The sequence below is a fragment of the Shewanella phaeophyticola genome, from assembly GCF_025398315.1.
In the GTDB taxonomy this organism is placed as follows: Bacteria; Pseudomonadota; Gammaproteobacteria; order Enterobacterales; family Shewanellaceae; genus Shewanella; species Shewanella phaeophyticola.
This window is the reverse complement of record NZ_JAODOQ010000001.1, coordinates 43,248-65,226: the sequence shown is the minus strand read 5'-3', so window position 1 is coordinate 65,226 and position 21,979 is coordinate 43,248. Positions and strand designations below refer to the sequence as shown.

Here is a 21,979-nt window from a genome sequence, read left to right as displayed (position 1 = left end):
GCAAAAACTGCAGAGGGGATTCTAGGGAGATTTTGTTGCATTTTAATGTCAAAATTCGTACAGACCACAACAATTAACTAACTAATTTGTTACACAAAACTGTCATAAAAACACTGTATATTCACGCTGAAAAAGCAGGGGTTCATTGCAGCTAAGTACCACATTAAAAATTGGGCAACACACATGAAAAAATCAGTTTTAGTTAATCAAAGCGCCATGATAATAAGTGGATTATTACTCTCATTAAGTCTAAGTTCTTCTGCTTTTGCCTTCGGTCAGTTAGGGCATCGTATTGTTGGTGACTTGGCTCAACAACACTTAAGCGATAACGCGAAGCAACAGATTGATCAACTAACAAATGGTGAAAGCCTGGCACAAATGTCTACATGGGCTGATGAAATTCGCTCAGACAAAAACTGGAACCACGCTGCGCCATGGCACTATATTTCTATTGCTGACGACGAAACCTGGACAAGCGTGAAGCGCAATCCTGATGGTGACATCATTGAAGGATTACAACGGTTTGAAAATGTATTAAAAAACCCTCAAGCCAGCCAGCAGGATAAATGGCAAGCGCTGGCCTTTTATGTACATTTTGTTGGTGACATCCATCAGCCTTTGCACGTTGGTCATCACCACGACAAAGGAGGCAATACTGTTAAACTTAAATGGTTTGGCCAAGACAGTAATCTGCATACTGTTTGGGACAGCAAAATTATCGAGCAACAGCAATTAAGCTACACCGAATACAGTCACTTTTTGAATCGTATTAGTCATGTTGAACGTCAACAATGGTCAGGACAGAGTTATTATGATTGGGCACAAGAGTCTAAGTCTTTACGTAAAAAAGCCTATGTTCTGGAACAGAATTATCAAGGTGAAGACGACTTACGTTACAACTATGTGTTTATCAATAAACCTATTGTTGAAAAAAGACTGCAACAAGCTGGCATCCGCTTAGCTGAAAAACTGAATGCTATCTTTCATTAATCATCCGTTAAAACAGTTAACAAAATAAAACGGGGATCAATGGATCCCCGTTTAAATAACACTATCTCGCTAGCCAAACAGGCCGCTTAAAGCTCGTTATTAAGAGCAACAACTCTTCTCTTTATTGCCTTTTGGGAGCATATCCCACAACACTTTCGCCATTAAGATAGCCAACACAATACCTGACACAGCTACCACACCTTGTGGTAATAATGCGTGCTCTTCACCAATTTGTGGCATCACTTTAAAGCCAAAGGTATCAACCAAATAGTTAACCAACACCCCAAAGATTAACGACACACCAATGACACCGCCTAAATATCCATAAAGCGCACGCTTGCCTAACTCTTTAGTCACAACACCCAGTGTCGCGATATTCGTTGCTGGACCAGCCATCATAAACACCAATACAGCACCAGGAGAGACACCCGCTAACAGTAAACCTGCCGCAATCGGCGTTGAAGCCGTGGCACAGATATACATTGGAATAGACACAAGCACCATCACTAGCATGGCTAAAATGCCGTCGCCCCACTTCACTAAAAAATCGCTTGGCACATAAGTTTGCACTAGGGCAGCAAAAAACAATCCGACTAATAACCATAGCGTAGTGTCTTTAATTAAATCCGTGGCCGCATAATGCAAGCCAGATAACACTCGGCTAAATACACTGTTTTGCTTAAGCTCGGTTGCGATATCTTGAGTTGACGTGCAACAGCTAGCCTCTGCAGTGCTTTCTGTATGATCTGCTTTCACTGATGTTGATGCGCAGCAACTGCTTGTTGCGGCGACCTCTGGCTCGGCTTTGGTGCTGCAACAGCTTGATTTCACCTCTTTAGGTTGGGGTTCAGTTTTACTCGCACAACAACTGCTTTGCTTTGGCGCTTGTTCAGCACTCAGCACTTTGGCTGAGGCCATAGGGCTTAATACCGACTCAGCTTTTACAGCTGTCATTTTAATGCCTGCATGTTGAACTGTGTCTGCATTGTTATCGTGAGTAACTAAAGGTGCTTGAGACGAACTGGATATATCGACCTTTTTACTGGCACAGCAAGACGATTCAACTTTAACTACAGACTTATTGTTCGATTCAGCTTTAACCGTTGAAGGTACTCCATCATCGTCATCGCGGCCAACTAACAACCCAGCCACAATAGCGCTAGTAATAGCTGCAATAGGTCGCACTATGGCCATAAACGGTGCCAGTAACACATAAGATACGGTAATCGAGTCAACCCCGGTTTCAGGCGTTGAAACCAAAAATGACGTGGTTGCTGCTTTTGAAGCCCCTGCACGACGTAAACCAACCGCGGCGGGGATTACCCCACACGAACATAATGGCAAAGGCGCACCTAATAATGCCGACTTAACTACGGTTTTCACGCCATGACCACCGAGCTGTTTATGCATCCAGGCCATAGGCACAAATACTTTTAACAACCCTGCGAGCACCAAGCCTAATAATAACCAAGGCGCGGACTCTAAAAATAAATGAACAAAATTGGTCAATAACATAATTAGTCCTTATGACCTGAATGAGAGAAATGATGATGTTCTTTTTTGGCTATAATATGTTGATCAGACGACTCTAACGCTTCTAAGATTGAGCAATGTTCAGCGCTATCGGAGCCGCCGCAACAGGTGTTCGATAAGCTTTTTAACGACGTCGCAAAATGTTGTAACTCCGCTAACTTAGCTTCAACCTGTTCAAGCTTAGTGTCAACCAAGCCTTTCACTTCAGCACAGGCTCGGTTTGACTTGTCCACTTCAATCGATAATAAATCAGCAATATCATTCAGTGAAAACCCCACCGCTTTAGCGCGTAAAATAAACTTCAACCTTTCAGAGTCGTCTTGATTATATAATCGATAGCCGGAGCCTGAGCGACTCGAAGGAGACAGCAGCCCATGTTTTTCATAAAACCGTAATGTGTCTGCCTTGATGTCGTACAAGGCAGAAAGCTCGCCTATTCGATACATAATTTAACCTCAACTCAGAAAGTGCATTCAGCTAAAAGTCTCTGAAATTAGCTTAAGTATAAACCTTAGAGTTTAATCCAAGGTCAAGGGTTAGTTATGGTTTATTTTTGATTATCTTTGTTCTCATTTCAATATTGTGAAATCACACAGAAAAAACACCCAATACATGCGCTTTACGATAAAATACGCCCGCCTGATCATTAAGACAGTTATCTAGTGGTGTTATCGCAACACCATGAGGGACTTTGGTAAAGCAGACTTGAGGCAATTCTGTTTTACGAAAGATCCTTAAAATCAAACTAGTGAATCCTGTACCTACATGAATAATGTCAGACCAATTCGTCGCGCGCTATTAAGCGTATCAGATAAAACTGGAATCCTTGAGTTTGCACAAGCGCTGCATGCACAAGGTGTTGAACTCTTATCAACGGGCGGTACTGCAAAGTTACTTGCAGACAATAATATCCCGGTAATTGAAGTTTCTGACTACACTGGTCACCCAGAGATTATGGATGGTCGTGTTAAAACCCTGCACCCTAAAATTCATGGCGGCATTTTAGCCCGTCGCGGCATTGACGAAGTGGTAATGGAGCAAAACGCCATTAACCCTATCGATTTAGTGGCTGTTAACTTATACCCATTTGCTGAAACGGTGGCTAAGCCAGGTTGCACCTTGGCCGATGCGGTTGAGAATATCGACATTGGCGGCTCAACCATGGTGCGCTCAACCGCCAAAAACCACAAAGACACCACCATTGTGGTTAACGCAAAAGACTACGGTCGCGTGATTGCTGAGATGCAAGCCAACAATGGCAGCACTACGCTAGAAACTCGCTTTGACCTTGCCATTGCGGCCTTTGAACATACCGCTGCCTACGACGGCATGATCGCCAATTATTTCGGTACTATGGTGCCAGCGCACAGCAGCGATGAGTGCCACGACGATTCTACATTCCCACGTACGTTTAATTCTCAGTTCATTAAAAAGCAAGATTTACGCTACGGTGAAAACAGTCATCAAAAAGCCGCATTTTATGTTGATACCCAAATTGATGAAGCTTCAGTTGCCAGCGCGATTCAGTTACAAGGCAAAGCTCTGTCTTACAACAATATCGCTGACACTGACGCTGCACTAGAATGCGTTAAAGAGTTTGAAGGCTCAGCCTGCGTTATCGTTAAACACGCTAACCCTTGCGGTGTAGCATTAGGCGCTAACTTATTAGAAGCCTATGACCGCGCCTTTAAAACCGACCCAACATCAGCATTTGGTGGCATTATTGCCTTTAATCAGGAGTTAGATGCACAAACGGCGCAAGCTATTGTTGACCGTCAATTTGTTGAAGTCATCATCGCACCAACGGTTAGCCAAGAAGCACGCGATATTGTTGCAGCTAAAGCTAACGTGCGTTTACTTGAGTGTGGGCAGTGGAATAGCAAAACCACAACGCTTGATTACAAACGCGTTAATGGTGGCTTGTTAGTGCAAGACCGCGATCAAGGCATGGTAAACCTAGACGACGTTAAAGTCGTGTCTAAGCGCCAGCCAACGGCAGATGAATTAAAAGACCTAATGTTCTGCTGGAAAGTAGCTAAGTTTGTTAAATCTAACGCCATTGTGTACGCCAAAGACGGCATGACAATCGGTGTCGGTGCTGGCCAAATGAGTCGCGTTTACTCAGCTAAAATTGCAGGTATTAAAGCGGCTGATGAAGGTCTAGTGGTTGAAAACTCAGTGATGGCGTCTGACGCTTTCTTCCCATTCCGCGACGGTATCGACGCTGCCGCTGCTGCGGGTATTAGCTGTATCATCCAGCCAGGTGGCTCTATTCGCGATGAAGAAATCATTGCCGCGGCAGATGAGCACGGTATGGCCATGGTATTTACTGGCATGCGTCACTTCCGCCACTAAATTCCACTTGAGACAAGCAGCCTTCTTTGGCTGCTTTTTTCGTTTAAAGAATCATATTATTTAATTTATGAAAAGGGTGATTAAAAATGCAGGTACTTATCATTGGTGGCGGCGGTCGTGAACATGCATTAGCTTGGAAAGCTGCTCAGTCTGCGCAAGTCACAAAAGTGTTTGTTGCACCTGGTAATGCAGGAACCTCTTTAGAGCCAAAATTACAAAACGTGGCTATTCAAGTTGAAGCTATCGCAGATTTAGTTAAGTTTGCTCAAGACAACAAGATTGAACTAACCATTGTCGGCCCTGAAGTGCCATTGTCATTAGGCGTTGTCGATGCTTTTAATGCTGCCAGTTTACCTATTTTTGACTACAACAAAAGGCGCAGCACAGCTTGAATCGTCAAAAGCCTTCACTAAAGACTTTTTAGCACGACACAATATTCCAACGGCTGACTACTCAAACTTCACTGAGATTGCACCAGCTAAAGCTTATGCGGCAGCATTAACGGCTAAAACGGGCTTTCCTGTCGTGATTAAAGCCGATGGATTAGCTGCCGGTAAAGGCGTGATTATCGCCGCCGATCAAGTCCAGGCCGATGCCGCTATTGATGACATGCTTGCCGGTAATAAATTTGGCGATGCGGGTTCACGCGTGGTTATTGAAGAGTTTTTAAAAGGCGAAGAAGCCAGCTTTATCGTAATGGTTGACGGCAAAAACATTCTTGCCATGGCCACCAGCCAAGACCATAAAGCCCGCGACAATGGCGATTACGGCTCTAACACTGGCGGCATGGGTGCATACTCTCCTGCGCCGGTTGTAACGCAAACGGTGCACGACTGGACGATAGCCAATGTTATCCGCCCAACCGTTGATGGCATGGCAGCTGAAGGCAACGTTTACACCGGCTTTTTGTACGCAGGTTTAATGATTGCACCAGATGGCAGCGCTAAAGTACTTGAATACAACTGCCGCTTTGGCGACCCAGAAACCCAGCCAATCATGATGCGTTTACAGTCTGACATTGTTGAGCTTTGTCTTGCTGCAACTCGTGGTGAATTAGACAAAGTCACCGCAGAGTTTGACTCACGTGCAGCCGTAGGTGTGGTGATGGCCGCAGGCGGTTATCCAGATACCTACAATAAAGGCGATGTGATTGACGGCTTAACCCTTGGCGATGTAAACGGCAAAGTGTTCCATGCCGGCACCGAGATGAAAGACGGCCACGTTGTGACAAATGGCGGCCGTGTATTATGTGCTACCGCATTAGGTAACACGGTAACTGAAGCCCAACAAGCAGCTTACGCTTTAGTGGATGCCATCCATTGGGATGACGTTTATTTCCGTACCGATATTGCTTACCGCGCCATTGCACGTGAGCAAGGTAAAGCGTAAATAATTCGCTTATTTTGTTAGCATAAAATACTCCCTTCGATGGCTACATCGCAGGGAGTATTTATTTATACGACCATAAACTCTCTTTAATTCCATGTGAACCGAATAAATACTAAAACACTTTTGTATTATGATCTTAACGTCCCAACCAAGACTGATCTGCAAGGTTGATATTTCAATTAACGTCAAAGGTTAAATATCATTCACCTTGTTCATAAACACCACCTTGCGTGATCTAGATCACAAATTTAATACTGTATGAGGTGCACCCTAATATAAAACGAATTGGATAATGTTTATCAATCTGATTGTTGAACATTGCCAAGGCCTATAAATCATTTTTGGAGGACACAATGTCATACTCTATCAAAGACCTTATTTACAAAGGGGAAAAATCAGGCGTGCATGGTTGGAATACATTAGAAGGTGCCACTTTTTATTGGCATCCTGATTGGTTACATATTGCTGAAGATATCACTGGCCATAGCGCGATGACTGGGATTGCTCCTGCGAAAGGTAAAACCAATAAAGAGGCAGCTGAAACCGCCATAGTTAACCACCTTAATAACCCCAAGTAGTTACTCATATCGTGCAATCATATCTCATATCGCGCACTCACATCGTTCATCCGACTGAGTAAAGTGAGAGATCCTAGCAAGGGTATCACTGGTTCCACCATATACCCTTAGCGGATGCTTATGCGAGCGACCAATCAATATCAGTACATTTAACCAAACCAAGCACAACGCCACTTAATGCCATTCATTCAAATCATTTGATCGCGATAACAATATTCGACTTATTGGCCTTTTTTTGTCAGGATACGACCTGTTACAAATTCGTTACCAAGTTATTAAAAAACATTAAACCAGCTCACACGAATGAGATATTGGTCAAAATAATAATTATAAAGGAAATCGTATGTCTCAAGCCGCGTCTTCAAAACCGTCACCCTCCAACCATAAGCAACCCACACTACTCGATGCACTTATTCCTGTTTTCGCGCTCGTTATTATGCTTGGTGCTGCGGTATATCTGTTTTCATCAGACAGCTCATCGGGCGCCAACCAAATAGCATTAGTGTTAGCCGCATGTATTGCGATGATCATCGGTTATAAAAATGGCTATAGCTGGAACCAAATGGAACGCGGCATTATTAAAAGCATTGGTGTTGCCACTGGCGCATTATTAATTTTGTTTAGCGTGGGCTCGCTCATTGGTACCTGGATTTTAGCCGGCACTGTGCCAACAATGATTTACTATGGCATGCAAATTCTTAATCCCGATTACTTTTACACCGCATGTTGTTTATTGTGCGCGGTAGTGGCGTTAAGTATTGGCAGTTCTTGGACTGTTGCCGGTACGCTCGGTATCGCATTAGTGGGTATTTCGTCGGCAATGGGATTAGATGTGAACATTACTGCTGGTGCTATCATCAGTGGCGCCTATTTTGGCGACAAAATGTCGCCCATGTCTGACACCACAAATCTTGCCCCTGCAGTTGCTGGCACCGATATTTTTAGTCATATTCGCCACATGACCTGGACCACAGTACCAAGTATCATTATTGCTCTGATTGGCTTTACCTTTTTAGGCTTAACCGCAGACGCCACCCCAATTGAAAACCAACTGACTGACACGCTAGCGCTATTAGACAAAACCTACAGCCCCGGGCTGCATTTACTCATCCCATTATTAGTGGTGCTGTATTTGGCTAACCGCAGAATGCCTGCATTTCCCACGGTCATATTAGGCACGTTGGCCGGGGCGGCATGCGCGGCACTATTTCAGTTTGATAACGTTATCGCTTTTGTCCACGACGATACCTTAGTGCCGATCGTGGCGTTAGTTAAAGGCTTATGGATTGCCATGTTTGACGGTTATGTCGCTAACACCGGCGATGTTGTATTAGACAGTTTGTTAAGCCGTGGCGGCATGAGCAGCATGGTGACCACAGTGTGGTTAATTTTATGCGCCATGGCATTTGGCGGCGTAATGGAAGTGACTGGCCTGCTAAGTCGTATTTTAGAAAGTATTCTCACCGTAGTCACTGGCACCACCAGCTTAATCATTACCACTATCGGCGTGTGTATTGGCGCGAATATTATTACCGCCGACCAATACATTGCTATTGTTCTGCCAGGGCGAATGCTAAAAGTAGAATACACTCGCCGTAAATTGGCTGCGGTAAATTTAAGTCGTTCGCTTGAAGACTCGGCAACCGTCACCAGCCCGCTAGTGCCATGGAACACCTGTGGTGCATTTATGGCCAGCACCTTAGGTGTGGCAACCATTGCCTACCTGCCATACGCCTTCTTTAATTTGGTATGCCCATTTGTGAGTGCCACTTATGCTTATTTTAATGTCAAAATTGAGCCATTGGACGAAACCAAAATAAGCACTGGCGAAGTCGTCGGTTAATCGACAAAGCAACATACAAGGCAAAATGAACAGTTAACCAAAGCGGTCTTTTAACCAACCATAATGATAATAACCCCATTGCCCAAGGCGTATTGCTTGGGTAAAGGGGAATTTCGGTAACGCTTGCTGATATAAAGGCAGATTGGGCAAGGCTTCACCCGCAATGCTTTGTGCTAACCGGTACGCAGCTTGACTGCTAAACGACACACCCGCACCGCAATACCCAAGGCTGTATCCTACTCCTTCCTTGCTATACACATGAGGCATATCGTCCATCGCAGCAGCAATCCAACCAGTCCAGTTATAGGCAATCGCTTTATTAGTTAAACTTGGGAAGCACTTGTTTAATGCTATTTTTAAGCGCTCAGCATATACAGGATTAGCCGCATCTTTCCCCCACACAGCACCACGGCCACCAAACAATAAACGGTTGTCGGGCAGTAAACGGTAATAGTATTTTAAAATACGCGTGTCCATGGTGACTTGGTGAGTATGCAATCCAGCCTTTGCCCGTTCTTGCGGAGTGAGCGGCTCGGTAACAATCACATTGCTTAATATCGGCAAAAATTTATCGTCAACACGCTGATTACATTGTTTAGGCGTATAGGCATTGCCCGCCATAATCACCTTATTGGCAATCAACTCACCATTGGCGGTGATTAAACGATGCTTAGCGCCCTCTTCAATCCACTCTAACACACATGATTGCTCAGAAATCGTCACCCCTTGCGCCTGGAGCATGTCCTTATAACCGAGCAATAATTTAAGCGGGTTAAGGCCAAAACCATCTTTTAAGCGCAAAGCTCCATAGGTTTGGTGATGATCTAAATATTGAGATCTAAAATCGCCGCTATTAATAAACTCGGCGCCGCTGTCTTGGCCATCAGCAAGGTGTTGTTGAATATACTGAGCCGCATTTTGCAGTGTAACGAGCGCTTTGGGATTATGCGCCACTTTTAAGTAACCCGCTTCTTGTGGCTCACAGGCAATATTGTGCTGTTTAATTAATCCATCAACCCTAGCAACAGCTTGGGTAAATTCATTATAAATACCTTTGGTTGTGGCTAAATCCCAACGCTTGGTCATGGCGGCATACCCTAAACGACCAGAGCCTTTTAATACAAAACCAGCATTTCGAGCGCTGGCACCAAATCCGACTTGATTGGCCTCCAACACATGACAATCAATATTAAACTCACTGGCCAAATAATACGCAGTTAACAGCCCAGTATAGCCGCCGCCAATAATCGCAACATCAGTATGCTGCCGACCCGACAATGGTGCTGTTGCAGCACCCAATGCCTGTGTCGTCGCCCAATAGCTTGGCGCAAAAGGTTGATTGTTAGGATGAGCGTTAACCAGTGGATCATACATAATGTTATTCTTCTTATTGTAATGGTTAAGCGAGACTAGAACGTTAACAGCATTTCACAGGCGACACAGTGGCAGTCGTGATCGCAAATGACGCAAATATACTCTTCCCCCATGTAACGCTGGTGCCAGCGTTGTGGGTGCTCGGCAATTAACACGCCCCCGGCTTTGGTAAAATAACGTACCGCTGCATTATTAGGGCTTTGTTGCCATAAATGGCTCACTCCCGCTTTAGCGCCTTGGGCAATAACCGCCGCTTTGGATGCTGCTAATAATTGCCCACCAAGCCCTTTACCACGGGCAGATTCGGCAATGGTGTTTGACTTGAAATAACACACATCCTCAAATGCAACACCCCACTTGTCTACCGTGCACCATTGATCTTGCGGCCATTGCCCAGCGGCATAGGTTAATCTAAAACCAATAAGCTGATCGTTTTCAATTGCGACAAAATTGGCATTTATGCCATTTTTAATGCCTTTGTGATAAATCGCCGTTAATTCAGCAAGGTCCATATAACCACTGCCGTGAACCTCTTCGCCTAAAGCAATCACTGTGTCAAAGTCAGCGTGGGTCAATTCTCTAATCATCATATCTACTATTTTTAGTTGTTTAAGCACACTTTATCACACGCTTTTATCAAGCCGCTACGATGTTAAACTTTTGTGATAATTTGGCAATAACCTGGTGAAACTCCTAACGCATACTGAATGCAATTAAACAAAAGGAGCTCGGTTATGAAACGTACATTAGTGACTGCAAGTCTTATGGCTGCTGGATTATTTAGCCTTCCAACTTTAGCTGCAGATATTGAAGTTAGCGTGACCAATTTAACCCACGGAAATCACTTTACCCCTCTTTTGATCGCAGCTCACGACGCTGACAGCCACCTGTTTCAAGTAGGTACTGAAGCCTCGGCAGCTTTACAAAAAATGGCTGAGGGTGGCGATATTGCCGATTTAGATGCTGCTGTAACAGGTAATGCTGGCGTCACATCAGCCAACCCCGCAATGGGCTTACTAGCCGCAGGCATGAGTGTCAGCGAAGTGATGCTTGATACTGGCGATAACACCCATTTATCGATTGTAGCCATGGTATTGCCAACCAACGATGCTTTTGTTGGGTTAGATAGCTGGGAAATCCCAACAGAAGCGGGCACTTATACTATGTACGTTAATGCGTATGATGCTGGCACCGAAGTCAATGATGAAATCATTAATGGTGGTGGCATGTCTGGAGTACCGGGTATTCCTGCTGCACCTGGCGGCGATGGTGGAGCTAACGGTACAGGCGTAATGGACAGTTCTGATAACAGCAACGTACATACTCACCCTGGCGTACTAGGAGACATGAATCCTGCTGGTGGTATGAGTGACCTAGACAGCCGCGTACACCGCTGGTTGAACCCTGTTGCCAAAGTTGTGGTAACAGTAAAATAAGGAGGTAGCCCATGAAACCCACTGACTTTACATTAAAGCCCAGTTTACTGGCCATGTTGGCAGCGACCATCTTATTAACAGCGTGTGATGATGACGACAATGACACCGTTGACGAGACGCCAGCAGCACCAGTGATGCAAACTTTCACGGTTACCGTCACTAACCTCACCGCAAACCAGCCCATGTCTCCGGTAATTTTAGCCGGTCATGCTAGTGATGCCATGTTGTGGAACGCTGGTGAAATGGCAAGCGAAGCCATAGAGAAAATGGCCGAAGGTGGCGATACTGCAGATATCGCCGCATTAGATGTGCTGACTAGCAGCGTTAACGGTGCAGGCTTATTAATGCCTGGCGCAAGTGAAACCCTCACACTCACATTAGATGAAACAGACGTTGCAAGTATTAGCCTAGCGACCATGCTAGTTAACACTAACGACGCTTTTACCGGCATAAACAGCTACAGCATTGCAGGTATGCAAGTAGACGCCTCAAGCTCAATGAAGTTTATGGCCTACGATGCGGGCACCGAGGCAAACAGTGAAGCCAAAGGCACTCTGCCAGGTCCTGCTGATGGCGGCGAAGGCTTTAACACCGCGCGTGATGATGTTGACTTTGTTCATATTCACCCAGGGGTGATTTCAATGTATGACGGCTTAGATGACTCAGTTCTTGATGCATCGCACCGTTTTGATAACCCAGTACTCGCTGTCACCATTATGCGCACTGAATAAATTTCCACCACACTGAAATTTATTCGCCTCAAGGCAGGTCTAGTTGTTAATGCAATGACTGGATTTGCTTTGAGGAACTCAACATGAATGGAACCATTAAACATAACGGCCATGTTTGCCCGCAACATATTTTGCTGGTAGAAGATGAACAAGACCTAGCTAAATTACTTATCCTCAACCTCAAAGCGCTCAACTACCAAGTTGATCACGCCACCACATTAAAGCAAGCCATGCAGATTATTGAACATAAAAAGCTCGATTTAATTTTATTGGATCGCATGCTCCCCGATGGTGACGGCATTATGTTGTGTGAGCAAATACGCCAAGCCGGTCAGGAAGTCCCGCTAATGCTATTAACCGCTAAAGACTCAGAAGCTGATGTGGTATTAGGTCTTGAGGCCGGAGCCGACGATTACCTGGTAAAACCCTTTAGCGTGTTAGAACTGCGCGCACGCGTGAAAGCATTATTAAGACGTGGTAAAGCCCAGCAAGAACAAACCCAACAAATTGAATTTAATAGTGTCACTATTAACTCTAGTACCCGCGAAGTCAAAGCGTTTAACAAAGCACTGACCCTCACCGCCCGCGAATTTGACTTACTGTTGTTTTTAGCAAAACACCCACAACAAGTCTTTAGCCGGATGCAACTACTCGAGGCCGTATGGGGTTACAACTACGACGGTTACGAGCACACAGTAAACAGCCATATCAATCGATTACGCAATAAACTATCGCAGTGTTCACCCGAACACGACTTAGTTAAAACAGTATGGGGCGTAGGTTATAAATTTTCACCACCAGAGGTGCAAACCCACTAATGAATCGCTTATTTAACCGATTATTTCTAGCCGCAACACTGGTTGTATTACTGTTATTTGTTGCCTTATGGCAATGGCTGCAACTTAATCATGAGTTTAGCCGCAACCAAATACAGCAATCACTGCATCGTGAACTGGCCGATCACATGGCTCATATCAATCCGCTGCTGTCTCAAGGTATTACCTCCGACGCCGCACTGAAAGAAGCCTTTCACGATTTTATGTTGCTAGGCACCAAGCTTTGAAATTTATACTCTAGACCCTAATGGCAAAGTGATTGCTTATGATGCCAAAGACGAAAAAATTAAAAAACACCGCATTGATACTAATACTATTCAGCAGTTTTTAGCCGGCGAAAACCTGCCAGTGCTTGGCACCGATCCGCGCGGTGAAGATAAGCAAAAGATATTCTCTGTCAGTAAACTTGTAACACCAGAAGGCCTGCACAGCGGCTATTTGTACGTCATTATTGGAGGTGAAGATTACGACAGCTGGCAAGCGCTGATCAACGCCGAAAACCAACCTAAAATTTGGGGCGCTACCATAGGTTTTTGGATCATTTTTTCCTTGGTGCTCTTTGTTATTTTATTGCGCTATTTTACTCGTCCGATCCAAAAGCTAGCCCAAGACTTAACTGAGCTAAAAGATAACCCAATGTCAGAAAATTTAATGCTACCACAGCGTTATCGTGGCAGTTTAGAGATAAGCCAACTGAGTCATCACATCAATCACCTGCTGCAAGAGATCCAGTTACAACAACAGCAAGTTAAGCGCCAGCAACAAGCTAAGCATGACTTTTTATTGCATCTGTCTCATGACCTAAAAACGCCACTTACCGCGCTATTAGGCTATATCGATACTTGGCTTATTTTACCCGAAGATGAGCGCGACGAAGCCTTAATTCAATATGCGGCCAACTCAGGCCAAACCTTACAGCAATTGCTCGCCCAGTTATTAGAACTCGCCGCATTAGAAAACGGCCAAATCGATGCACAATTACAGCAGGTAAACTTAACTGAATTACTCAGCGACATTGAACAAACCTTTACCCCGCGGGCTAAAAAGCTGGGAGTACAGCTTGATTTTGACATCAATCATGCTGAACAAATCTATACCGACCCCACTTTAATGCGCCGCATCCTCAACAACTTAGTCGATAACGCGCTGCGCTACACACCCGCTGGCGGCAAAATTCAAATTATCAACACTCAACACAATGGCCAACAGTGGTTAACCGTGCGCGACACCGGCGCCGGCATGCACAAACATGAAGTCGACGCCCTCAAACAATTGTCGATGACCACATTGTCATTTGAACCCAACCAAAGCCTGCCACAACTTGGCGTCGGGCTCGCCATCGTCAGGCAGTTATTAGGCTTATTAAAATGCAGAATTGAAATAGACAGCCAACCCGGCGTTGGCAGTGAATTTAAGATAGAGCTGGTGACAAAAAGCTAACAATTAGCCCTTAAGACGTTTACGGGGACAACTTAAAAAAACGTGAGTTCAAGGTGACGATAACGATTACTCACATGAAAGTTGTACTTGTTTTGCACAAGCTTGCTGAGTCTTTTCTAGCGATTCCAGCCCTAAACAAAAGTCGAGACGAACAGCATGACTTTCTTTCACGGTTGGCGTTTGATCAGTTTGCCATTGCCACTGGCTCACAATACTTTTTGCGTGTTGGCTAATCTTAGTATTGGGTATTGAAATGTCTGTTTGAATATTCTCAGCTTTACCAGATTCAGCAACATCAAATGACAATATTGTACAGCCAACCATTCGCGCCTTAGCAAGTTCAATAGGATACATTGGCGCTTTATGGTTAACGCGAGTCCACATTGCACCACTTTCTGGGGTAATGTTTGTTACGAGGATTTCACCGTAAATATTCATTCTTTTAGCTGCGCTAGGACACGAAACCACCGCACTCAATAGTACTGCCAAGACTAACAATCTCATTTTACACTCCCTTGTATTATTCATTTCATCAAAGCCGATGCTATAATTACCTTGTTTTATTTAAGCAACATAATACTATAAGTAATTGTTTCTTAAATGTAAAAATCGATTTTTCTTGGTGAGTGGATATAACAGGAGGCAGTATATCCGCCGGATAAAGTATGAATCCTAGCCTCCACCGCTTGGGTTGATTTAAGCCTCTTTACAGCCCACGATTTGCACTACAGCACTGTCTCCTTGATGATATTTCCCTTCAGAGATATGCCTTTCGACTTCAATACCGACCAAAAAATCGAGCCCTTTAAGCTCGGTCTCTAATGCTTCTAAAGACATAAATAACTCTTTGCTCGATGGAGGCAGTCTGCCTATGCCCGTCATATAAATATGACGTTCTGTATAGGCTTCTAAAATAAATATACCGTTAGTTTTAAGTGCGTTTACCGCTTGCTGGTGGAGATCTTTTCGTAATGAAGGGGGAACATGTGCAGAGATTGAGACGATGCCATCCCAAACGTTTTGCCCTAAATCATAGTGGCTTAAATCCGCAACCACAGTTGTCATTTCTACCCCGCACTCTGCAGCAAAGGCTTGTGCTTTTTTCAGGCCGACTGGAGATTGATCAACAGCTGTCACCTTGTAGCCTTGTTTCGCCAAAAATACCGCATTTCTGCCTTCTCCTTCAGCTAAGCACAGTACTCGACCACCTTTTGGTATACGAGAACATTCAGATTTTAAAAAATCATTAGGCTCAACGCCATATACAAAGCCTGCTTCGTTATATCTTTGATCCCACATCAACACTCCTACATCAAAGCTAATTAACACCTAGCTTCAATACCTGCTAAATTAAAAGCACAAAGTTATCCTATGTATGCCCTACACATCAATGGCTAAATTTGAGGGGCACAAGTCATCCTCAGATGGTATACCCCACAGTAATATTTACAGTGTTAGGTTTACTTCTTGGTTTCGCAAGTTGATATGCCAAAAGGCACGTATGCCGGGCACCAGCCAAACGCAGCGGTAAATAGGGGAATAATCCCTACTATTCCCCACCAAGACTGATTGTAAAAGCCAACAGCAATGATGCATGCTCCAAGAAATATCCTTATCATCCGGTCAATTTTACCTATGTTACATTTCATATAAACCTCCACTTACTTCAGGGTTGGCAAAATGAAAACCAATAACACAACCTTTAGTCACTAACCTCAAAAATTGAAATAATTAAACACTAAAGGCATTTTGTGTTTTATCGCGGTGAATGATTGGTTAACACCATTAAAAGTTGTGTATTTTTCACTCACCTATACCAATAACAATATGCCTTTATGATGCAAAAAAACAGCAAAAAAATTAACTTTTAACAATCACATTCTCAGCGGAATGCTATGTCAATATTGGCCAGTGGATAACGGGAAAAAATTCAAATATAAAACGAATAGGCAGAGAGGTATCACTCATTAATGGTTATACCATTCCGCGTTAGTAAGTGATCTCTCAGCGAGAATTTAAAAGGGCTTAAACAAGGCGAATGACTGAATGAATAGTTGTTCTCTTTCGAAGTCATGCAACACAGTGTAAGCCCTTTTAAAACTCGCCTGAAAGGAATGCCCCAGCCGCTTTTGCTCTGCGTTCTCGCTATTTGAAAGGGAACAACCATTACTACATAGCGACGCCTTAATCAAAAACCGCTGGACGCATTCTGAGTGGTCACTTATTAATGCACAATGGTATTACAAAGAGACCCAGGCAAAAAATAGCCATTATAAAACAAAAAAGCGAATCCGAAGATTCGCTTTTTTATTAGCCTATACCAGTAATTACTTGTGGTATTTAGCAGATAACTCATGCACAGAGTTGATAAATGCACCGGCATGTTCAGGATCAACATGCTGATGAATACCATGGCCTAAGTTAAATACATGGCCGGTACCTTCACCGTAGCTTGCAAGAATTTGGTCAACTTCTTGATGAATACGCTCAGGAGATGCATACAACATTGATGGGTCCATGTTGCCTTGAAGTGCCACTTTATCGCCTACGCGACGACGTGCATCACCAATATCAACAGTCCAGTCTAAACCTAAAGCATCACAACCAGTTTCAGCCATAGACTCTAACCATAATCCACCGCCTTTAGTGAACAAGGTTACTGGCACTTTACGGCCGTCGGCAAAACGGGTTAAACCATCAACAATTTTTTGCATGTAACGTAATGAGAACTCACGGTAAGCGTGATGTGATAACGCACCACCCCACGAGTCGAATATCATTAACGATTGTGCGCCGTTAGCGACTTGAGCATTAAGATATAACACTACAGAGTCAGCTAACTTGTCTAATAACATGTGCAATGCGGCAGGTTCGGCATAAGCCATACGTTTGATTTTTTCAAACGTTTTGCTAGAACCGCCTTCAACCATATAAGTGGCCAGTGTCCAAGGTGAACCTGAAAAGCCAATTAATGGTACTGCGCCGTTAAGTTCACGACGAATGGTGCTCACTGCACGCATAACGTAACCTAACTCGTCTTCTGGATCTGGGATGCAAAGTTTTTTGATGGCATCAATCGTATCTGTTGGACGTTCAAAACGAGGACCTTCACCCGTCTCAAAGTACAATCCAAGACCCATCGCATCGGGTACTGTCAAAATATCTGAGAATAAAATCGCAGCATCTAAATCATAACGACGTAAAGGCTGTAGCGTCACTTCGCAAGCCAGTTCAGCATTGCGACATAAAGACATAAAGTCGCCAGCCTGAGCTCGAGTTGCTTTGTATTCAGGTAAATAACGACCTGCTTGACGCATCATCCATACTGGAGTGACATCAACAGGCTGCTTTAACAACGCACGTAAATAACGATCATTTTTTAATTCTGCCATGTGGGCTTTCTTCCTAGACTGTTATGATTTCTGCTGGGCGCTAGTTTAGCACTTACGCGATTAATGTAACCACTCAAGCGAGATTTATGTGAGCTATTCCTAAATCTAATGGTTAATTTTTTAACATATCCGCTTTATCGCTCACAAAACACACAATACTGATGTGTAAATCGCAAATTAACCGATTAAAAGTTGCGTCGTGATAAGTCGTTTGGTATAAAAAGTGTGCGCTAGCAAGAACAATCAAGAAGCCCGAAAAATCGAGCCTTTGAAAACTTCGTTACCCCGTGATGGCATGCCCTCACGGGGTTTTTTATTGTCTATCATTTCACATCCTCTTTATCACAGCCTCTAGCTGGTTGGTCCTGAGAATATAAATAAAACAGTTGATCACAATACACTTTGTCCAATACATTAGGTGTTATAGAAAGGTTGCTGATTAGAGAAAACACATGCTAACAAAATTAGAAAAAGCAGAGAAACGCTGGGGCGGCGCCAATAAGTTAGTCGATCAGTGGCTTAATCACCGCCGAAAATTATTGATTCAATATTTTATCGTGGCTGGCCTTGCGCCCTATTCGCGTGCGGAAAAGTCGTTACCGACACTCGAGCAAGTGAAAGACTTTTGCGATCAATTAGTCGACTATGTCTCGGAAGGCCACTTTGAGGTATACAACAACGTTGTGAGAGCCTGCGAAAAATTTGGTGAGTCAAGTATCGATACCGCGAAAGCGTTATTGCCTCAAATAAGCGAAAGTACTGATGCTGCTCTCGATTTTAACGACAAGTACACTGAGGCTGTCGACGAAGATATTCTGTATCAACTGGATAGTGATTTATCGAAATTAGCACAATCTATGGAAGCTCGTTTTGAATTAGAAGATCAGTTATTAGAAGTACTGCATAACCGCCATTCGTAACTGATGTGAGCGGCTCAACTAATAAAAGTGCGAATAATCGCACTTTTTTGCTTTCTGCATATAATTTCACTCTCTTTTATCAAAGAACTTATTGCCTTTTATGCCAATTTTCAGGTAACTCAACCTGCGACCATAAGTCCTGGCATAAACGCTCAGGCTGATGCCAATCACCCATTTTTAACCAATCAACTAACGCATCGCCCACCTGAGGATAAGCAATGGGCTTTGGTGAAGGTGACTTTAACCAACGTGTTAATATGGCCGAATCAAGCTGTATCATGCTGTCTGCCGCGGCCAGTAATTGCAATGCCGCCACGTTGGCGAGTTGCTCAAATTGGCCTAATAGCGGTTTAACCAATAACTTTTTACCTAGGGTCATTGCTTCGCTGGCAAGTTCAAAACCAGCATTACCAATCACGCCACCGCATTGCGACATATGTTGCTTAAATCCTTCACGATTAAAACCATGCCAATGTATATGTTCCGCCATGCCTTTTAACGGTTTTAAGCCGTGGTAAACAAAAAATTGATATTGATCGAACGGCGCTAAAAACTCAGCGATTCGGTCGGCATCTTCAAAAGGAAGGTAGACTAAAATTTGATGGCTATGATCCCCACAACTGGCAGACACTTCGACAAAAGGCGGTAAAATAGGAAAACCAAAATGATGCCAATGACACCCTAGGGCAATATCAACTGGTGCAAAACGGTTGAGTAATAACTCATTAAACCAATTTGTGCCCTGTTTAGGTACTGGGTATTGCAATGCTGCTTGATGGCTTATCGCAATCGATGGCACGTTTTGTTGGCGTGCAGCCCATGCACTAACCGGTTCAAAATCGTTGAGTACAAGGTCATAGCCACTTAAATCTAACTGCTTAATTTCTGAAAATATATTCGCCATTAAATTTTGTTTTGCTGTTTTAGCGACATTTACGCGGCCATTCTCGCTAATAAAGGTCATGCCGTTACGCGTTTGGTATTCACCAAAACATTGCATATCAAAATATTGCTCAGGCGCTCGCCCCGAAAAAATAAAATCTACGTCAATGTTGTGCTTTCCTAACGCTTTAGCCATCACCCGCGCACGGCTAATATGCCCATTGCCAGTACCTTGAATCCCGTACAAAATTTTCATAATAGCTTTATTTCCTCAACGACTTAGTCATTTAAACAATGATGATGTAATGAAAATTACAGCATTAGTTGCTCCACAAGTATGACGGATCCCATACCTAAACTCGCCCCAGCTAGGATATCTAATGGATAATGCACTCCAAGGGCGATACGAGATGAACCCACAAAACATGCCCAAGCGAAGGCAATGGGTGCCAATGACGGAAAGACCACATTGACCACGCTAGCAAACACAAAAGCGCCAGCGGTATGTCCTGAGGGTAAACTAAACTTATCAGAGGGTTGAAAACCAGAATCAAACCCAGCTAATGCATGGCAGGGACGGTGACGACGAATGCTATTTTTAAGCAGTAAATACAATGGAAACTCGACAATAAAGCTGCCCAGCATTAAATTAAAAAATGATTGCCCATGGGGGTGAAGAAAAAGTAACGCGACAGATAAATAGACATAGTAGTGGCCATCACCCGTTGCCGACACCCGTTTAGCCGCAGGACTTAACTGATTGTCACGACTAAATTGCACTATCCAATAAAAGCAATATTTATCTAACTCACTGATACTCATCTTCATGCTTGACTCCATGCCAAACGCTGGGACATCTTCAACCCGAGCAAGGTTATCTATTTGTTAATAAGCGAAATAATAAAGAGAAGGAATGAACGCGAGGTGACAGTGAGTCTACAGTTTTATGACAATGAAAGAATGAATAGATATGAGGTATAAATAACCTGAGCTTATCAAACAAAAAACCTCTCAAACATAAGCTTGAGAGGTTTTGTAATCGACTTAGCTCACACGTTTTACCGCGCTAAATGCGACTTAAGCTGTTTGTGCTTGTAATGATCTGCCGCGATAAATTTTCACTAGGTGATAAATATTGATACAAGCAACAAATGCGTTCATTCCAGCAACAGGCCATGCATCGATTGAATACCCGTAAGCAACAAAGAAAGAACAACCAAGAAAATTTAAACATCTTAGTAAAATGATGTCTTTCATCATCAAAGAAATAGCAACCATAACCGATGCTGCATAACCTAAGACTTCAATAAAATTGATATTTTCCATAAGAACCTCTATTTCAGGCACTCTACCTTCCGTAAGCGTAACGGGGGATCCATGCCCCTAAAGCTAGTATTAATTGTAAACTAACATTAAAATCTGGGAGTTATGTTAACAAAATGAAATTCAAAGTTGTAATTAAAAAACGTATTAGAATGACCTAAATCAACATATATCGACTAAAACGTTCAATTTGAAAGAAAATTACTTCCAAATTTGATCCTTGTTCTGTATTTAGGCCAATCGACTAAATTAACCTGTTTTAGCAATAAGTTGATTTACAGCAATCTGGTGATTGATAAGGCTTTTATTTTCACAAAAAGCTCATATAATTCATTTATCTTTGCTTTACCCAGCAATTTACCGTTGCTGCCCAACAGGAGTTAAATATGGAATACAACACCTCAGAACTCTGCGACATGTATATAGATGTAGTTGATGTCGTCGAACCTATGTTCAGTAACTATGGTGGTTGCAGCTCCTTCGGTGGCTCAATCAGTACCATAAAATGCTTTGAAGACTACGGCTTGATTGCGGATGCTTTAGAAGAAGACGGTGAAGGTAAAGTTCTGTTAGTTGATGGCGGCGGATCACTAAGACGCGCCTTAGTTGACGCCAAAATTGCTGAACTTGCCGTTGCAAACAACTGGGAAGGTATTATTGTCTATGGTTCGGTTCGTGATGTCGACACCCTCGAGGAGCTCGACATTGGGATTCAAGCTATTGCATCAATTCCTGTTGGCGCTGAAGGCAATGGCGTTGGCGAAGTTGAAATTCCGGTTAACTTTGGTGGTGTAACCTTCTTACCAGGCGATCATATTTACGCTGATAATACCGGCGTCATTTTGTCACCTGAACCATTAGATATTGAATAATAGCTCAGGCTCAACGACAGCGCTCTTACATCATCTAGGGCGACACGATTTCTAAAAACCAGCTATGCTGGTTTTTTTATGTCAA

The 21,979-nt window shown here is 43.5% G+C and carries 22 protein-coding genes and 1 pseudogene; 12 read left to right on the top strand and 11 right to left on the bottom strand.

The features are described from left to right. Positions 1-183 precede the first annotated feature (183 nt). The gene (locus N4T56_RS00320; RefSeq protein WP_261731827.1) at positions 184-990 is read left to right on the top strand and encodes a S1/P1 nuclease; all 807 of its coding nucleotides are present in this window, start codon (positions 184-186) and stop codon (positions 988-990) included. A gap of 99 nt (positions 991-1,089) precedes the next feature. On the opposite strand, the gene N4T56_RS00315 is transcribed toward N4T56_RS00320, so the two are convergent. Together N4T56_RS00315 and zntR are read right to left on the bottom strand one after the other, a co-directional pair. After that, a complete protein-coding gene (locus tag N4T56_RS00315; protein WP_261731826.1) occupies positions 1,090-2,505 on the bottom strand; it encodes an SO_0444 family Cu/Zn efflux transporter in 1,416 nt (471 codons plus the stop codon). A gap of 2 nt (positions 2,506-2,507) precedes the next feature. Next, complete coding sequence (gene zntR, locus N4T56_RS00310; protein WP_261731825.1) at positions 2,508-2,969, bottom strand: Zn(2+)-responsive transcriptional regulator; 462 nt, start codon at positions 2,967-2,969, stop codon at positions 2,508-2,510. A 319-nt stretch (positions 2,970-3,288) separates the two neighbouring features. Here zntR and purH point away from each other — a divergent pair, with 319 nt between their 5' ends. From purH to nhaC, 4 genes and pseudogenes are all read left to right on the top strand, one after another. Beyond that, a complete protein-coding gene (purH, locus tag N4T56_RS00305; RefSeq protein WP_261731824.1) occupies positions 3,289-4,878 on the top strand; it encodes a bifunctional phosphoribosylaminoimidazolecarboxamide formyltransferase/IMP cyclohydrolase in 1,590 nt (529 codons plus the stop codon). An 86-nt stretch (positions 4,879-4,964) separates the two neighbouring features. Next, positions 4,965-6,267, top strand: a pseudogene (gene purD, locus N4T56_RS00300) (phosphoribosylamine--glycine ligase). A gap of 353 nt (positions 6,268-6,620) precedes the next feature. After that, positions 6,621-6,845 carry a hypothetical protein gene (locus N4T56_RS00295; protein WP_261731823.1) on the top strand — a complete coding sequence of 75 codons (225 nt, stop codon included), beginning with the start codon at positions 6,621-6,623 and terminating at the stop codon, positions 6,843-6,845. A gap of 343 nt (positions 6,846-7,188) precedes the next feature. Beyond that, the gene (gene nhaC, locus N4T56_RS00290) at positions 7,189-8,688 is read left to right on the top strand and encodes a Na+/H+ antiporter NhaC (RefSeq protein WP_261731822.1); all 1,500 of its coding nucleotides are present in this window, start codon (positions 7,189-7,191) and stop codon (positions 8,686-8,688) included. A gap of 33 nt (positions 8,689-8,721) precedes the next feature. Here the strand turns inward: nhaC and N4T56_RS00285 are convergent, their stop codons facing one another. Continuing rightward, positions 8,722-10,062, bottom strand: a complete 1,341-nt coding sequence (locus N4T56_RS00285; protein WP_261731821.1) for an NAD(P)/FAD-dependent oxidoreductase — start codon at positions 10,060-10,062, stop codon at positions 8,722-8,724. A gap of 35 nt (positions 10,063-10,097) precedes the next feature. Further along, positions 10,098-10,649 (bottom strand): GNAT family N-acetyltransferase, encoded by a 552-nt coding sequence (locus N4T56_RS00280; protein ID WP_261734722.1) that lies wholly within the window; start codon positions 10,647-10,649, stop codon positions 10,098-10,100. A gap of 147 nt (positions 10,650-10,796) precedes the next feature. Here N4T56_RS00280 and N4T56_RS00275 point away from each other — a divergent pair, with 147 nt between their 5' ends. The 5 genes from N4T56_RS00275 (at position 10,797) to N4T56_RS00255 (ending at position 14,505) form a co-directional block, all read left to right on the top strand. After that, entirely contained in the window at positions 10,797-11,498 is a 702-nt protein-coding gene (locus N4T56_RS00275) for a spondin domain-containing protein (protein WP_261731820.1), read from the top strand. A gap of 11 nt (positions 11,499-11,509) precedes the next feature. Beyond that, positions 11,510-12,229, top strand: a complete 720-nt coding sequence (locus N4T56_RS00270) for a spondin domain-containing protein (RefSeq protein ID WP_261731819.1) — start codon at positions 11,510-11,512, stop codon at positions 12,227-12,229. 83 nt (positions 12,230-12,312) lie between these two features. Further along, positions 12,313-13,047, top strand: coding sequence for a response regulator transcription factor (locus tag N4T56_RS00265; protein WP_261731818.1), 735 nt, complete (start codon positions 12,313-12,315; stop codon positions 13,045-13,047). Continuing rightward, a complete protein-coding gene (locus N4T56_RS00260) occupies positions 13,047-13,292 on the top strand; it encodes a hypothetical protein (RefSeq protein ID WP_261731817.1) in 246 nt (81 codons plus the stop codon). Before N4T56_RS00265 ends, N4T56_RS00260 begins: the two co-directional genes overlap by 1 nt. Positions 13,293-13,320: 28 nt before the next feature. Then, the gene (locus N4T56_RS00255) at positions 13,321-14,505 is read left to right on the top strand and encodes a sensor histidine kinase (RefSeq protein ID WP_261731816.1); all 1,185 of its coding nucleotides are present in this window, start codon (positions 13,321-13,323) and stop codon (positions 14,503-14,505) included. A 66-nt stretch (positions 14,506-14,571) separates the two neighbouring features. Here N4T56_RS00255 and N4T56_RS00250 read toward each other — a convergent pair whose 3' ends face one another. The 4 genes from N4T56_RS00250 to hemE all read right to left on the bottom strand — a co-directional run bounded on the left by N4T56_RS00250 (position 14,572) and on the right by hemE (position 17,897). Continuing rightward, entirely contained in the window at positions 14,572-15,009 is a 438-nt protein-coding gene (locus N4T56_RS00250; RefSeq protein WP_261731815.1) for an energy transducer TonB, read from the bottom strand. 192 nt (positions 15,010-15,201) lie between these two features. Next, the gene (locus N4T56_RS00245) at positions 15,202-15,804 is read right to left on the bottom strand and encodes a class I SAM-dependent methyltransferase (RefSeq protein WP_261731814.1); all 603 of its coding nucleotides are present in this window, start codon (positions 15,802-15,804) and stop codon (positions 15,202-15,204) included. A 161-nt stretch (positions 15,805-15,965) separates the two neighbouring features. After that, positions 15,966-16,154 (bottom strand): YgaP family membrane protein, encoded by a 189-nt coding sequence (locus tag N4T56_RS00240; protein ID WP_188926101.1) that lies wholly within the window; start codon positions 16,152-16,154, stop codon positions 15,966-15,968. Positions 16,155-16,832: 678 nt separating this feature from the next. After that, positions 16,833-17,897 carry a uroporphyrinogen decarboxylase gene (gene hemE, locus N4T56_RS00235; protein ID WP_261731813.1) on the bottom strand — a complete coding sequence of 355 codons (1,065 nt, stop codon included), beginning with the start codon at positions 17,895-17,897 and terminating at the stop codon, positions 16,833-16,835. A 452-nt stretch (positions 17,898-18,349) separates the two neighbouring features. Here hemE and rsd point away from each other — a divergent pair, with 452 nt between their 5' ends. Next, positions 18,350-18,817, top strand: a complete 468-nt coding sequence (rsd, locus tag N4T56_RS00230; RefSeq protein ID WP_261731812.1) for a sigma D regulator — start codon at positions 18,350-18,352, stop codon at positions 18,815-18,817. An 88-nt stretch (positions 18,818-18,905) separates the two neighbouring features. On the opposite strand, the gene N4T56_RS00225 is transcribed toward rsd, so the two are convergent. The 3 genes from N4T56_RS00225 to N4T56_RS00215 all read right to left on the bottom strand — a co-directional run bounded on the left by N4T56_RS00225 (position 18,906) and on the right by N4T56_RS00215 (position 21,025). After that, the gene (locus tag N4T56_RS00225; RefSeq protein WP_261731811.1) at positions 18,906-19,955 is read right to left on the bottom strand and encodes an MJ1255/VC2487 family glycosyltransferase; all 1,050 of its coding nucleotides are present in this window, start codon (positions 19,953-19,955) and stop codon (positions 18,906-18,908) included. A 56-nt stretch (positions 19,956-20,011) separates the two neighbouring features. After that, the gene (locus tag N4T56_RS00220; RefSeq protein WP_261731810.1) at positions 20,012-20,527 is read right to left on the bottom strand and encodes a phosphatase PAP2 family protein; all 516 of its coding nucleotides are present in this window, start codon (positions 20,525-20,527) and stop codon (positions 20,012-20,014) included. 249 nt (positions 20,528-20,776) lie between these two features. Next, on the bottom strand, positions 20,777-21,025 hold the full coding sequence (locus N4T56_RS00215) for a YgjV family protein (protein WP_188918898.1): 249 nt from the start codon (positions 21,023-21,025) through the stop codon (positions 20,777-20,779). 383 nt (positions 21,026-21,408) lie between these two features. Here N4T56_RS00215 and rraA point away from each other — a divergent pair, with 383 nt between their 5' ends. Next, the gene (gene rraA, locus N4T56_RS00210; protein ID WP_188918900.1) at positions 21,409-21,894 is read left to right on the top strand and encodes a ribonuclease E activity regulator RraA; all 486 of its coding nucleotides are present in this window, start codon (positions 21,409-21,411) and stop codon (positions 21,892-21,894) included. Positions 21,895-21,979 lie beyond the last annotated feature (85 nt).